This is a genomic window from Luteibacter sp. CQ10, from assembly GCF_040900725.1.
Taxonomy (GTDB): Bacteria; Pseudomonadota; Gammaproteobacteria; order Xanthomonadales; family Rhodanobacteraceae; genus Luteibacter.
Window position 1 is genome coordinate 1,998,463 of sequence record NZ_JAEUYM010000001.1, and the last position, 13,271, is coordinate 2,011,733.

The 13,271-nt window shown below is 67.2% G+C and carries 9 protein-coding genes; 3 read left to right on the forward strand and 6 right to left on the reverse strand.

The window, feature by feature from the left end:
* Positions 1 to 38 precede the first annotated feature (38 nt).
* On the forward strand, positions 39 to 2,441 hold the full coding sequence (locus tag JNG39_RS08850) for a GH92 family glycosyl hydrolase (RefSeq protein WP_368310773.1): 2,403 nt from the start codon (positions 39 to 41) through the stop codon (positions 2,439 to 2,441).
* 112 nt (positions 2,442 to 2,553) lie between these two features.
* On the opposite strand, the gene JNG39_RS08855 is transcribed toward JNG39_RS08850, so the two are convergent.
* The 4 genes from JNG39_RS08855 to JNG39_RS08870 all read right to left on the reverse strand — a co-directional run bounded on the left by JNG39_RS08855 (position 2,554) and on the right by JNG39_RS08870 (position 6,554).
* A complete protein-coding gene (locus JNG39_RS08855; protein ID WP_368310775.1) occupies positions 2,554 to 4,878 on the reverse strand; it encodes a heavy metal translocating P-type ATPase in 2,325 nt (774 codons plus the stop codon).
* Positions 4,875 to 5,291, reverse strand: a complete 417-nt coding sequence (locus JNG39_RS08860) for a heavy metal-responsive transcriptional regulator (RefSeq protein ID WP_368310776.1) — start codon at positions 5,289 to 5,291, stop codon at positions 4,875 to 4,877. Before JNG39_RS08860 ends, JNG39_RS08855 begins: the two co-directional genes overlap by 4 nt.
* Positions 5,292 to 5,543: 252 nt before the next feature.
* Entirely contained in the window at positions 5,544 to 6,314 is a 771-nt protein-coding gene (locus tag JNG39_RS08865) for a thioesterase II family protein (protein WP_368310777.1), read from the reverse strand.
* 27 nt (positions 6,315 to 6,341) lie between these two features.
* The gene (locus JNG39_RS08870; RefSeq protein ID WP_368310778.1) at positions 6,342 to 6,554 is read right to left on the reverse strand and encodes an MbtH family protein; all 213 of its coding nucleotides are present in this window, start codon (positions 6,552 to 6,554) and stop codon (positions 6,342 to 6,344) included.
* Between the two features lie 173 nt (positions 6,555 to 6,727).
* Here JNG39_RS08870 and JNG39_RS08875 point away from each other — a divergent pair, with 173 nt between their 5' ends.
* Positions 6,728 to 7,954, forward strand: coding sequence for an efflux RND transporter periplasmic adaptor subunit (locus tag JNG39_RS08875; protein WP_368310780.1), 1,227 nt, complete (start codon positions 6,728 to 6,730; stop codon positions 7,952 to 7,954).
* 21 nt (positions 7,955 to 7,975) lie between these two features.
* Positions 7,976 to 8,680, forward strand: coding sequence for an ABC transporter ATP-binding protein (locus JNG39_RS08880; RefSeq protein WP_368310781.1), 705 nt, complete (start codon positions 7,976 to 7,978; stop codon positions 8,678 to 8,680).
* Positions 8,681 to 8,694: 14 nt separating this feature from the next.
* On the opposite strand, the gene JNG39_RS08885 is transcribed toward JNG39_RS08880, so the two are convergent.
* Complete coding sequence (locus JNG39_RS08885) at positions 8,695 to 9,924, reverse strand: beta-ketoacyl synthase N-terminal-like domain-containing protein (RefSeq protein ID WP_368310782.1); 1,230 nt, start codon at positions 9,922 to 9,924, stop codon at positions 8,695 to 8,697.
* Positions 9,921 to 13,271, reverse strand: a 3,351-nt coding sequence (locus tag JNG39_RS08890; RefSeq protein WP_368310783.1) for an SDR family NAD(P)-dependent oxidoreductase, incomplete at its 5' end; no start/stop codon positions are given. The genes JNG39_RS08890 and JNG39_RS08885, both read right to left, overlap by 4 nt.

Consider the following 13,271-nt stretch of genomic DNA (forward strand, 5'->3'; position numbering starts at 1 on the left):
AATCGAGACAAATCCTGTCTTTTCGTGGAGACCGTCCCTTGCGCGCCTTCCAGCCGATCGCCCTCGCCGCCGCCCTGATCCCCGCCCTGGCCGGTGCCACCGACGCCCCCGCCAGCCTGGTCAACCCGCTCATCGGCACGACCAACGGCGGCGACGTCTTCCCCGGTGCCGTGGTGCCGTTCGGCATGCTGCAGTTCAGCCCGGAGGAATCGCCGATCGCCGGCAAGAAGTCGCCGATCGCCTCGGCCGGCGGTTACGAATACCGCGCCGACAGCATCCGCGGCTTCAGCCTCACCAACGTCGAAGGCTGGGGCTGCGCGGGCGCGTCGGGTGACGTGCCGATCATGCCCATCACGGATGACGTGACCGTCTCGCCGAGTTCGGATTTCCGCCACGCCTATGCGTCGAAGTTCTCGCATGCGAACGAGAAGGCCCGCGCGGGCCACTACCAGGTCACGCTGGACAACGGCGTCACCGTGGATCTCACCGCGGCGCTGCACAGCGGCGCCGCACGCTTCGCCTTCCCCGCCGGCAAGCCGGCGAACGTGCTCGTGCGCGCCTCGGATTCCGAAGTGGGTTCGGAGAAAGCCACCGTCACCGTCGACGCCGCGCAGCAACGCGTGAGCGGCGAAGTGACCAGCGGCAACTTCTGCGGCTACATCAACGATGCCGACAAGCGCAGCTACTACACGCTGCACTACGTGATCGAATTCGACCAGCCGTTCGCCGGCACCGGCACCTGGAAAGACGGCGACGTGAAGCGCGGCGGCACGTCCAGTGCCGGCGGCAGCGGCTATGGCGCCAAGGGGTTCCCGGAGAAAGGCACGGGCTCCGGCGCGTGGGTAGCGTTCGCCAAGGGCACGAAAGAGGTGAACCTGCGGGTCGGCATTTCCTACGTGAGCGAGGCCAACGCGCAGGCCAACCTCGATGCCGAGGCGCCGAAGGGCACCACCTTCGACGCGCTGCGCGACAAGGCCGTGGCGGCATGGAACCGCCAGCTTTCCCGGATCGACATCGAGGGCGGTACGCACGACCAGCGCACGGTGTTCTACACCGCGCTCTACCACTCGCTCATGACGCCCAACGTGTACAGCGACGTCAATGGCCAGTACACCGGCTTCGACGGCAAGGTGCATCGCGTCGAAGGCACGCAGAAGGCGCAGTACGCCAATTTCTCCGGCTGGGACGTCTACCGTTCGCAGCTCCAGTTGGTCTCGTGGCTGGAACCGAAGATCGGCAGCGACATCGCGCAGAGCCTGTTCAACCAGGCCAAGCAGAACAACGGCGTGTGGGATCGCTGGACGCACAACACCGGTGCGACGCACGTGATGAACGGCGATCCGTCCGCGCCCGCCGTCGCCGGGATCTATGCCTTCGGCGCCCGTGATTTCGACGCCAAGGGAGCTCTCGCCTCGCTCGTGCACGCGGCGGACAACCCGACCGCGCTCGACACCTCGCACGAGGGCTGTGAAGTGGAATGCGTCGGCCAGCGCCCCGGGCTCGACCAGTGGCTGAAGCTGCATTACATCCCCGTGGGCGCGCCCGCCTGGGGCCCGGCGGCCGATACGCTGGAACTGGTCACCGCCGAATTCGGCCTTAGCGCGCTCGCCGAGCGCTTCGGCGACAAGGCGACCTCGCAGCGTTTCCTCGCCCGCGCGCAGTACTGGCGCAACCTGTTCGATCCCAAGGCCACGCCCGAGGGTGGCTACATCCGCAACCGCAATGCCGACGGCAGCTGGGCGCTGGTGAAGGACGACGACAAGGAACAACCGCACGCCTTCACGCCATCCACCGAAGACGGCTTCGTCGAAGGCAGTGCCGCGCAATACGTGTGGATGGTGCCGTTCAACGTGCATGGCCTGTTCGAGGCCATGGGTGGCATGGAGAAGGCGCGCAAGCGCCTGGACGCCTTCTTCTACCAGCCCGACGGCACCTTCGCGGTCACCAAGTCGGGCCCGCTGCACGCCGAACTCGACAACGAACCCTCGATCGGCACGCCGTGGCTCTACAACTTCGCCGGCCAGCCGTGGAAGACGCAGGAACTGGTGCGGCGCGTACTCGACACGCTCTGGGTGAACGCGCCTAACGGCATCCCCGGCAACGACGACCTCGGCGAGATGTCGTCGTGGTACGTATTTGCGGCGCTGGGCGCGTACCCGTCGATCCCGGGCCGTGCGGAGCTGGTGGTCGGCAGCCCCTTGTTCACCAAGGCCGTGGTGCATCGCGAAGGCGGCGACGTGACCATCCTCGCGCCGAAGGCCGGCCAGGGTCGGCCGTACGTGCAATCGCTCAAGGTCGACGGCAAGCCGAGCGATCGCTCGTGGTTGCCGGAGTCGTTCGCGTTGAAGGGCGGTACGCTGGAATTCGACCTGTCCGATACGCCGAACAAGGGCTGGGCGGGCAAGGCGGCGGATGCACCGCCGTCGTTCGACGTCAAGTAACGATCCGCGTCGCGGTACTCCCATTCGCCGATGCGATCGGCTCCCACCCCTTCGGTAGCAAGGCTTCGACACCTAGCCTACCGAAGGGGTGGGAGCCGATCGCATCGGCGAATCAAGCCTGCGACGACCTCAACCGCAGCGCATTCCCCACCACCGATACCGAACTCAGGCTCATCGCCAGCGCCGCCACCATCGGCGACAGCGTGATGCCCAGTAGCGGATACAACACGCCCGCCGCCAACGGCACGCCCACCGCGTTGTAGACGAACGCGAAGAACAGGTTCTGCCGGATGTTCCGCACCGTCGCCTCCGACAGCGCGCGGGCGCGCTCGATACCGGCCAGGTCGCCCTTGAGCAGGGTGACCGACGCGCTCTCGATCGCGATGTCGCTGCCGTTGCCCATGCCGATGCCGATGTCCGCCGCGGCCAGCGCGGGCGCGTCGTTCACGCCGTCGCCCGCCATCGCCACGCGATGCCCGCGGTCCTTCAACGAACGCACGATGTCGGCCTTGTCTTCCGGCGAGGCACCGGCATGCACTTCGTCGATGGGCAGCGACGAGGCCACCGCTTTCGCGGTCGCTTCGTTGTCGCCGGTCAGCATGACCAGGCGAAGTCCCGCCTCGTGCAACGCGGCCAGGGCGGGAGGCGCGGATGCCTTCACCACGTCGGCCAGCACGAACACCGCCGCGAGCCTGCCGTCCACCGCGAGATACATCGCCGTCGCGCCCGTCGCCCGCTCGGTGTCGACGAATCCGTCCGCGGCGCCGGTCTCGACTCGCTCGCCTTCCATCAGCCGCGCGTTGCCCAGCGCCACGTCATGGCCATCCACCCGGCCGCTCACGCCTCGCCCCACCATGACCTGGAAGCCGGACACGTCCGGGATGGCCACGCCTTCGCTTTTCGCCGACGCGACGATGGCTTCCGCCAGCGGGTGTTCGCTGGGCCGTTCGACGGCGGCCGCCAGCGCCAGCACCTCCGCACGCTCATGTCCGAAGGCACGGATATCCTTCAGTACCGGACGTCCCTCCGTCAGGGTGCCGGTCTTGTCGAAGACCAGCGTATCCACCTCGCGCAAGCGCTCGATGGCGGCGGCATCGCGAAACAGCACGCCCGCCCTCGCGCCCCGCCCGCTCGCCACCATGATCGACATGGGCGTGGCCAGGCCGAGTGCACACGGGCACGCGATGATGAGGACCGACACGGCGGCGACCAGCGCATGCGCCAGCCGGGGCTCGGGGCCGAGCCACCACCAGCCCAGGAACGACAGCACCGCCGCGGCGACCACGCCCGGCACGAACCAGGCCGCCACGCGATCGGCCACACGCTGCAAGGGCGCGCGCGAACGCTGCGCCTCGGCGACCATCGTCACGATGCGCGAGAGCACCGTGTCGCCGCCGACGTGGTCCACGCGCATCGTCAGTGCGCCATGGCGGTTCTGCGTGCCACCGGTGACGCGGTCGTGGGCACGCTTGGCAACGGGCATCGGCTCGCCGGTGAGCATCGATTCGTCCACATGGCTCTCGCCGTCGAGCACCGTGCCATCGACGGGCACGTTTTCGCCAGGACGCACGCGCACCGTGTCGCCGACCCGCAGGTGGTCGATCGGTACGTCACGCTCGCTGCCGTCGGCATCGATGCGTCGCGCCGTCTTCGGTACCAGGCCGAGCAGCCCGCGAAGCGCCTCGCCCGTTCGGCGACGCGCACGCAGCTCGAGGAAGTCGCCGAGCGTCACCAGCGTGACGATCACGGCGGCGGATTCGAAATACACGTCCACGCGCCCGTGCATGCCGCGCATCGCGGGCGGGAACAACGAGGGCGCCAGCAAGGCCACCATGCTGTAGACCCACGCCACGCCCGTACCCAGCGCGATCAGCGTGTACATGTTCGGCGACCACGGCCTGAGCGAACGCCAACCGCGCGCGAAGAACGGCGCGCCGCCCCACAAGACCACGACGGTCGCGAGCAGGGCCTCGCCCCACGACGCGACGGCATCCCACGGCGAAGGCCACATCCATCCGAACAGATGCGGCCCCATCGCCACGACGAAGACCGGCAAGGTCAGGGCCGCCAGCGTCCCGAGACGACGCCCGAGCGCACGCACCTCGCCATCGTCGTCGTCCAGCGAAGGCATGGCGGGCTCCAGGGCCATGCCGCATTTCGGGCACGAGCCCGGGCCTTCCTGGCGTACCTCGGGATGCATCGGGCAGGTGTAGATCGTTCCCGCGGGCATCGGCGCGTCGGGTTCCTTCGGTCCGAGGAACGTCTGTGGATTCTCCACGAAGCGCTCGCGGCAACGGGCGCCGCAGAAGTGATAGTCGTGGTGATCGTGCGTGGCGTGATGCGGCGTCCTGGACGGATCCACGGTCATGCCGCACACCGGATCGACCGCGGTCACGGCCTCGGCGTTCGTACCGTGCGAGCAGCAGGCGTGGCTCATGGACGTGGCTCCGTCAGCGCCTTCAGGATCGGGCAGTCTTCCGGTGCGCCGTGCCCCGGACAGGCATCGATCAGTTCGGAGAGGCCGTCGCGCACCCGCTGCAACTCGGCGATGCGCTCATCGATCGCCTTCAACCGTGCCGCGGCGCGCTCCCGCACGCCCTCGACGCCGCCATGGCGCTCGGCCGACAGGGCCAGCAACTCGCGAATCTCGTCGAGTGTGAAACCCAGGTCCTTGGCCCGCCGGATGAACCGCAGGCGCGACACCGTGCCCTGGTCGTATTCCCGGTAACCCGACGGCCGCCGACGCGGCTCGGGCAGCAGCCCTTCCCGCTCGTAGAACCGGATCGTATCGATGGCCACGCCCGCGCTCTGCGCGATGCGGCCGATGGTGAGGGAGGCTGGCGTATTCATGGGGCCAAGTCTAGACCCTGGATGTAACTCTAGAGTCAAGCGACCGTCGTCGCTTGGCGCACGCCGGGCCCCGCTCACATGGTCACTCGGGTCTGAAATCGTGTCATTGACCCTTTACCCTGACGCCGATCGCGAATAGATAGGCTGACAAAGGCAAGGAACAATGGCCGCCCGACGACTTTGTCGACTCAGGCGCTTACGAGCCAGTCGGGAGCGCCGACCTCATCTGGCGGATACCCACAAACCCGTCCCCTACGCCCGCACCCCGTCCTCCGCGGCCGACAACCGCTCCATCAGACGCTGGCGAACGTGCAGTAACACGTCGTCGCGCTGGGTGTGGATGAAGAAGTGATCCCCGGCGAACCATTGCACGTGGCATGGCCCGCTCGTCTCGGCGGCCCAGTGTCCCAGTGTTTCACCGTCCACATGGGGATCGGCCGCGCCGGCGAGCACGTCGATGGGAAGATCGAGCGGCGGGCCAGGCACGTATGCGTAATCCTCGACGATGGCGAGGTCGGCTCGCGTCATGGGCAACAACAGCGCCATCAGTTCACGATGGGCGAGTACTTCCGCCGGCGCGCCGTTGAACTCGGCAAGCGCGGCGATCAGACTCTCGTCGTCCATGCGGCTGAGTCCGCGCGGTGATGCACGGTCGCGCGGCGCTTCGCAGCCGGAAAGGATCAGGCTGTCGGGCATGGGGCGGGCATGGCGCTGTAGATGGCGTGCCAACTCGAACGCGATGAGTCCGCCCATGCTATGGCCGAAAAACGAGAAATGCCGGGGCGCGTCGGCTTCGATCACTTCGGCGAGAATCGCCACCAGCGTGCTCATCGACGTATGGGCGGGTTCGTCGAACCGAGGACCCCGCCCGGGCAATTGCAAGGCGCAGATCTCGATGTCCCGAGGGAACGTTTTCTGCCATCCCTGGAATGCCTGCGCATTGCCTCCGGCATAGCTGAAGCAGTAAAGCCGGTGCGCGGCGTCGTCCGTTCGGGTGGACAGTAGCCACCGCTTCGTATCCATGGGGGAATGTCCGGGCCACACGTCGCGTCAGACGCCGTTCGCGCCGTCCACGTGTCGACGCAAGCTCAGTGGGCGCATGTCGGTCCACACTTCCTCGATGTATGCGAGGCATTCCTGCTTGCTGCCGGCCTTCCCCACCGTGCTCCATCCCGAAGGGACATCCATGGTCGCAGGCCAGATGGAATATTGCTCTTCCGCGTTCATCACGACTTCGAAGCGAGTGTCTTCGGAATCCCACATCGTTGAAGCTCCTTCCACTTGGGTGAACGGAATGCACGCGTGCGTCGTTTCGGCACGGCGATGGGCCGGAGCATAGGTGAAAGCGTTGGAGGCAACAAGCGAGCACGCCGCTCGGCGCGCACTGGCAAAGGCTTGTGTGCTATAAGTCGAAAAAGTCAATGTCCCGGGGAAACATGAGCAACACCGAGCTGCTGGAAGGCTTGCGAATCGATCGCAGCCAGGAAAACCGCTCGTCCGGCCGTCCATGGTGGCCGTGGATACTCTCCCTCGTCGTCATCCTCGTCATTGCCGCGATCGCCATCTGGTTCTTCTTCGGCCGGGCGATAAGCGTCAAGACCACGACCGCGGTGCCCGCCGCCAGCAGCGCCGGCGCCGGCTCGGTGCTCCAGGCCACCGGCTACATCACCGCGCGCAGGCAGGCCACGGTATCGGCACAGATCACAGGTACCCTCACCGCGGTACTCATCGAGGAAGGCGACCGCGTCACGCAGAACCAGGTGCTCGCGCGACTCGACGACAGCCAGTACAAGGCGGCGCTCGATACCGCCGTGGCACAGGCGCAGGCGGCCCACGCGCAGGTCAGGCAATACGAAGCGCAACTGGAGCAGGACCTGCGCGACGCCGATCGCAACGAACAACTGGCAGCCCGTGGCATGGTCGGCAGGCAGACGGCGGAGCAGGCGCGCACGCAGGCGCACAGCGCGCAGGCCCAACTGACCTCGCAGCAGAAGCAGGCCGTGGCGGCCGACGCCCAGGTGGTCGAGGCACGGGTCAACTACAACTACTGCGTGGTACGCGCCCCATTCGACGGCGTCATTACCACTAAGGATGCGCAGGTCGGCGAAATCGTTTCGCCCTTCTCCGCCGGCGGCGGATTCACCCGTACGGGCATCGGCACCATCGTCGACATGGGCTCCCTCGAGGTTGATGTCGATGTCAACGAAGCCTACATCGGTCGCGTCACGCCAGACATGGCGTCGGAAGCCGTTCTGGACGCCTATCCCGACTGGCGCATTCCCGCCCACGTGATTGCCATCGTGCCGGCGGCGGATCGAGGCAAGGCCACGGTGAAGGTGCGTGTCGCACTCGAAAACAAGGATGCCCGGATCGTGCCCGACATGGGCGTCCGCGTCTCGTTCCTCGACGCGCGGCCCGATGCCAAGGTCGAATCGGCCAAGGGCGTGCTGGTGCCGTCGCAGGCGATCGTCAAGCGAGACGGCGCCGATACCGTTTTCGTTGTCGAAGATGGCAAGGTGCGTGCCAGGCGGGTGACACCGGGCGCGAAACAGGGGGACGACAGGCGCCTGATTCCCGGCGGTGTCGCCACCGGCGACCGGTTGGTGATGTCCCCGCCTGACGCATTGCGCGATGGCGCGTCGGTGCGTGTCGAGGAGCCATGACGTGACGATGGAGGCATGCTGATGACTAGTTTGATACAGATCCGCGGTGTTTCGAAGACGTACCAACGTGGCCAGCAGTCGGTCGAGGTGCTCCACCACGTCGATCTCGATATCGACGAGGGTGACTTCGTCGCGTTGATGGGACCTTCCGGCTCCGGCAAGACCACGCTCCTCAATCTGATCGCTGGCCTGGACAGGCCTTCGGGAGGTTCCATCGCGATCCGGGGCGAGCGGATCGACCGGCTCGGCGAAACCGCCCTCGCCCGCTGGCGATCGTCGCATATCGGCTTCGTGTACCAGTTCTACAACCTGCTGCCGATGCTCAATGCGCAGAAGAATGTGGAGTTGCCGCTGCTGCTCACGCGTCTTTCCGCCGCCGAGCGGCGCAGGAACGCGTCCATCGCCCTGCAACTGGTGGGCCTCGCCGACCGCGCATCGCATCGGCCGTCGGAGTTGTCCGGTGGTCAGCAGCAGCGCGTGGCGATTGCACGCGCCGTCGTTTCAGATCCCACGGTGCTGGTCTGTGACGAGCCTACCGGCGATCTCGACCGGCAGGCCGCGGAAGACGTGCTGGGCCTGCTCCGCGAGCTCAGCCGCAACCATGGGAAGACCGTCGTCATGGTGACCCACGATCCACTCGCTGCGGAGTACGCCACGCATACGCTGCGGCTCGACAAGGGCTCGCTGGCCCCGGCCGCCGAATCGGCGCGATCCGCAATGGCGTGAAGCCGACTGCCGCGTCACGCCTCGTCGGCGTGGCGCAGGCAGAGCGCGGTGTTGACGCCGCCGAATCCCATGCTCAGCGTGATGGCGTGCCGGACGTTCCGGGGCACGCTCCTTCCGCGTACCCAGTCGAAGCCGTTGTCGATGGGCTCTTCGAGATTGAGGGTCGGATGCAGGCGCTCTGCCCTCATCTGCAGGACGGTGGCGGCGACTTCGACCGCTCCCGCCGCGCAGAGTCCATGACCGGTCACGGACTTCGTCGCATTGATGGCTACGGAATCCAGTCCGCACGCGCGCAGGGCCTTCAGTTCGGTCTCGTCGCCGAGGGGCGAGCCGGTACCGTGTGGATTCACGTAGTCGATGTCGCTCGCCCGGCAGCCTGCGATCTCCAGGGCGGCGCGGATCGCGGCGACTTCACCGTCGATGGACGGGTCGGGATTCCGGTTGCCGTCGAGGACGAGTCCCCAGCCGCATACCGTCGCATACGGACGGACGCCGGCCCGGCGCGCACGCGTGGCACGCTCGACGACGATGGCCGCGCCGCATTCGCCGAAGATGAATCCATCGCGGTTCGTGTCGAACGGACGGCAGGCCGATGACGGTGCGTCGGCATGGCGATCCGAACCCATCGCGCCAAGCGCTCGCAACCCAATGCATTCCCAGTAAGAGAGGTCCATCAGGGGGCCCAGCGCGATGCACGCGTCCACCTCACCCGAGCGGACCGCCTGCACCGCGCGAAGGATCGCCAACTGCCCGCTGGCCGATGCGCCCGCGACGTTGTACGACGGACCGCGAATGCCGAAAAGCGACGTGCATGAGGCGACGACGTCGGTATCCATGAACGTCATGCCATAGGTGGGACGCAGGAACGCCTCGCGATCGCGATACTTCTCCTGCAAAAGCGCGATCTCGCGTTGCTGGAAATTGGACCCTCCCACGATGAGGCCGATACGTCGCGGATCGAGCGCGCCCAGCGAGGCTTCCTCCCACGCTTCGTGCAGCGTGGTCAACGCCAGCCGGCCGCTCAGCGACAGGCCGCGGGGCAGCGATGTTTCAAATGCGTCCGGCAGCGGAGGCGTGTCCATCTCGGCGCCTATGAACGACGTCTCCTGGCCATGTTGCCGACCGGGTCGCCGCATGATGTCGAAAGCGCTGCGTCCATCCAGCAACGCGTCGAGGAAAGCGTCCTTTCCGTGGCCGATGGCACTGCCCACGCCGACGCCGGTGATCACGACGTCCCCGCTCATGAGAACAGCATCCCCATGTCGATGGGCGGGGTGTCGTCGGGCAGGGCTATCAGTTGCGGCGGCGTTTCGTCGGTCGCGACGGTGTCACGGTGCGTCTTCATGAAGGCGAGCTGGGTAAATGGTCCGGCGAGCAGGCGATCCAGCGCGGCGAGGCCTTCCTCCGGCTCGATGGACGCCACGCCAAGGTCGGCCATTCGTCGCTGGATGTCTTCCGACGCCACGATGCCGACGCTGCCCCAGTAACCCCAGTTCATCACCCTGACGCGGCAGGGCCAGGTACGGGACAACTCATGCGCCAGGGCATCCTGGAACGTGCAACCGGAGGCGTAATTGCCCTGCCCGCCCGCGCGGGCGAAGCTCTGGAACGAGGAGAAGAACACTGCGAAGTCCAGGGGTTCGTCGGCGAACACCTCGGCGAGGCGCACGCTGGCATCCACCTTCGCACCGAGGCCCGCGAGGAAGCGTTCCTCGTTCATGTTCGCCAGGCCCTTGTCGAGAAGCACGATCGCCGAGTGGACGATGCCGTGAATTTGGTCGTGGCGCTCGCGGATCTCGCGATACGCACGTTCAAGATCGCTCCGTCGCGTGGCGTCGGCCTGGATATAGATCGGAGCGGGACCGCCCAGTGCCGCGAGGCGAGCAATCCTGGCGGCGATGCCGGCATCGGGAGCACGCCGGCCGAGCCACACGACGTGCGCGCGATGTTGGCGTATCAGATGCTCGCTGAGCGCTTCGCCAAGGCCCCCTGCGCCGCCGACGATGACGTAGACACCACCATCGCGATAGGCGTCGCCCCGCGCCTCCAGCTCACAGGCAATCAGTTCATGCGTCAGCCATTCGCCGTCGCGATGGGCTGACGTGCGCCCGTGGCCGTCGACGGGTCGGTCGAGCATGTCGTCGAACGGCCGGGGGTCGTCCGCCGCGATGTCGACGATGCGTACGGTCCAATGCGCGTATTCCTTGGCCAACGATCCGACCAGTCCATGCGTGGCCGCCTGTGCGGCATCGACCGGCGTGTCCGCATCCACGGCGCAGGCGCCTGTCGTGACGAGGGTGAATTCGAGCGCGTCGTTTCCACGACCCAGTTGGAGCAGCGCCTTGATCGTCCGGAAACAGGCCAGCGCGCAGGCGGACGGCTCATCGGGATCGGTGGCGAAGGCGGTTGGTGTCGCGACCCAGACAATGTGGTCCGGTGTCTGTCCCTCGAGGCAGGCGGCAATGTCCTCGACCGTCGCCCCGGGTTCGATGTCGATAAGCCGCGCACACGGATGGCGTTGCCGCAAGGCATCCCTGAGGTCGTGCGTCGCCGGCTCGCCGAGCAGGCACAGCGTGTCGTGACGATCGCTGTCGAGTCCTGGCGAAGCGTCGACCTCCCACGACGGCGCGAGCAGCGCGCCGGGAACGTCGCGCCTGGCCGCGTCCGTCTCGCCCGCATCGTCCGGTGGGGGCGAGAGTTCGCGGGAGCGCAGGCCATCCAACCGCACGCAGACACGACCGGCGGTATCGCAGACGTCGATGTGCAGGTGGCGCATTCCGGGCTTGGCGGCATCCGAGGCGTCGGCGCGGATGACGACGACGGCGTGTTCGGGCGTGCGCTGCGTGATGACGGTCTGTTCCACCGCGAACGGCACGACGGGGCCACGCGGTTCCCGTGACGACACGTTAGCGTCGGCCAGTTCCAGGGCGAGTGCCGCTTGTGCGGCGACGTCCATGATCGACGGATGCAGCGCATAGCGCGAATGGGCATCGAGGGTGCATGCCGGCAATCTGACTTCCGCGACGACGTACGGCCCCTCGTCGTCGTTGCCGAGGTCGATGCGGGTCAGTCCCCGATGGGCCGGCCCGTACTCGATGCCGACACTGGCGTAAATCGCGTAGCAATCCTCGACGGCGACACGACGTTCGCAACCCGCCCGCAGCCGTTCGAGGTCGATGCATCCGCCGTTCTCCGGAAGAGCGTCGTCCAGGTGGGCCGCGAGCACTACCCTGCCCTGCGCGTGCACCCGTGGCGTGCCGTCGTCAGGACTGTCGGAAACGATCTCGAACTCGATCTCGCCGGCGTCGTTCTCGACCAGGGTGGTGCTTACCTCAACCGGTTCGTCATCGACCACGACCGGGCGCAGCCAGACGACGTGGCGCAACACCATGGGCACGGCATCTTCGTGTCGCGACGGGCGGTGACGTCCTTCGCCGATGCCTTGCAGGCCCATCGAGCGGCTGGTCGCCGCATGCACCATTTCCAGATAGGCGACGCCCGGAAGCAGGCGTTTGCCCTGTACGCGGTGGTCCGCGAACTCGTGCTCGTCACCGGTAAAGGTGGACACGTAACGCTGTTGCCAGAAGTCCGACCGGTTGACGTGGAGCAAGGGGTGGAGGTGCGTGTCCATGGATCGCGTGCCGACGGACGCGGTCGCTTCCGGCGCCTCCACCCAGTACGGCGTCGGCGCGAACGGGTAGGTCGGCAGCGACAGGCGGCCATGGGGTTGGGAGGCGAACAGCGGGGCGAAGTCGAGGTCGTAACCTTGGGCGTGCAGTTCGGCGACGGCGGCCAGGCGCTCCAGGTAATCGTCGGCGGCCAGGGTCGGCAGGCACTCCGCCATGCATTGCTCCCCGTAGCGACGCAGTGCCGGCTCGCCGCCACCTTGCAGTTCCAGGCCGCGCGAGACATGCACCTGGGGGGCCTTGCCCCGGTCCAGCCATTTGCCCAGGCGCTGGACGAGTTCGTCCCGGCTCCTGCCCACGCAGGCCAGCCGGTATTCGAAGTGCTTGCGCCCCATCAGCAGGGTGTAGCTGACGTTGCCGCAGTCGATCCCGGGCTCATCGGCGAGGTGGGTAAGCAGGCGTTCGACCTGCGCGCGCAGTTGCGCTTCGCTGCGCGCGGAGAGCACCCACAGGTAGCCGGGCCGCGGCGCCGTGGTCCGGGCGTGCGCGGGGGCTTCCTCGATCACCATGTGCGCATTGGTGCCGCTGAGCCCGAACGAGCTGACCGCGGCGCGGCGGACCTGTCCGGCCTCGACCGTCCACGGGCGCAGTGCGGTAGGCAGGTAGAACGGGCTGTCGGCGAAGTCGATGTGCCGGTTGGTCTGGTCGTAGTGCAACGACGGGGCGATCTGCCCGTGGCGCAGGCACAGCAGCACCTTGAGCACGCCGGCCACGCCGGAGGCGGCGGTGGTGTGGCCGAGGTTGGTCTTGATCGAGCCGATCGCGCAGTAGCCCTGGCGGGCGCTGTCCTGGCGGAAGGCGCGGGTCAGGGCATGGAACTCGATCGGGTCGCCGAGCTTGGTCCCCGTGCCGTGCGCCTCGACCAGCTGGATGCCGTCGGCGTCGATGCCGAAGCGCTCGTAGAC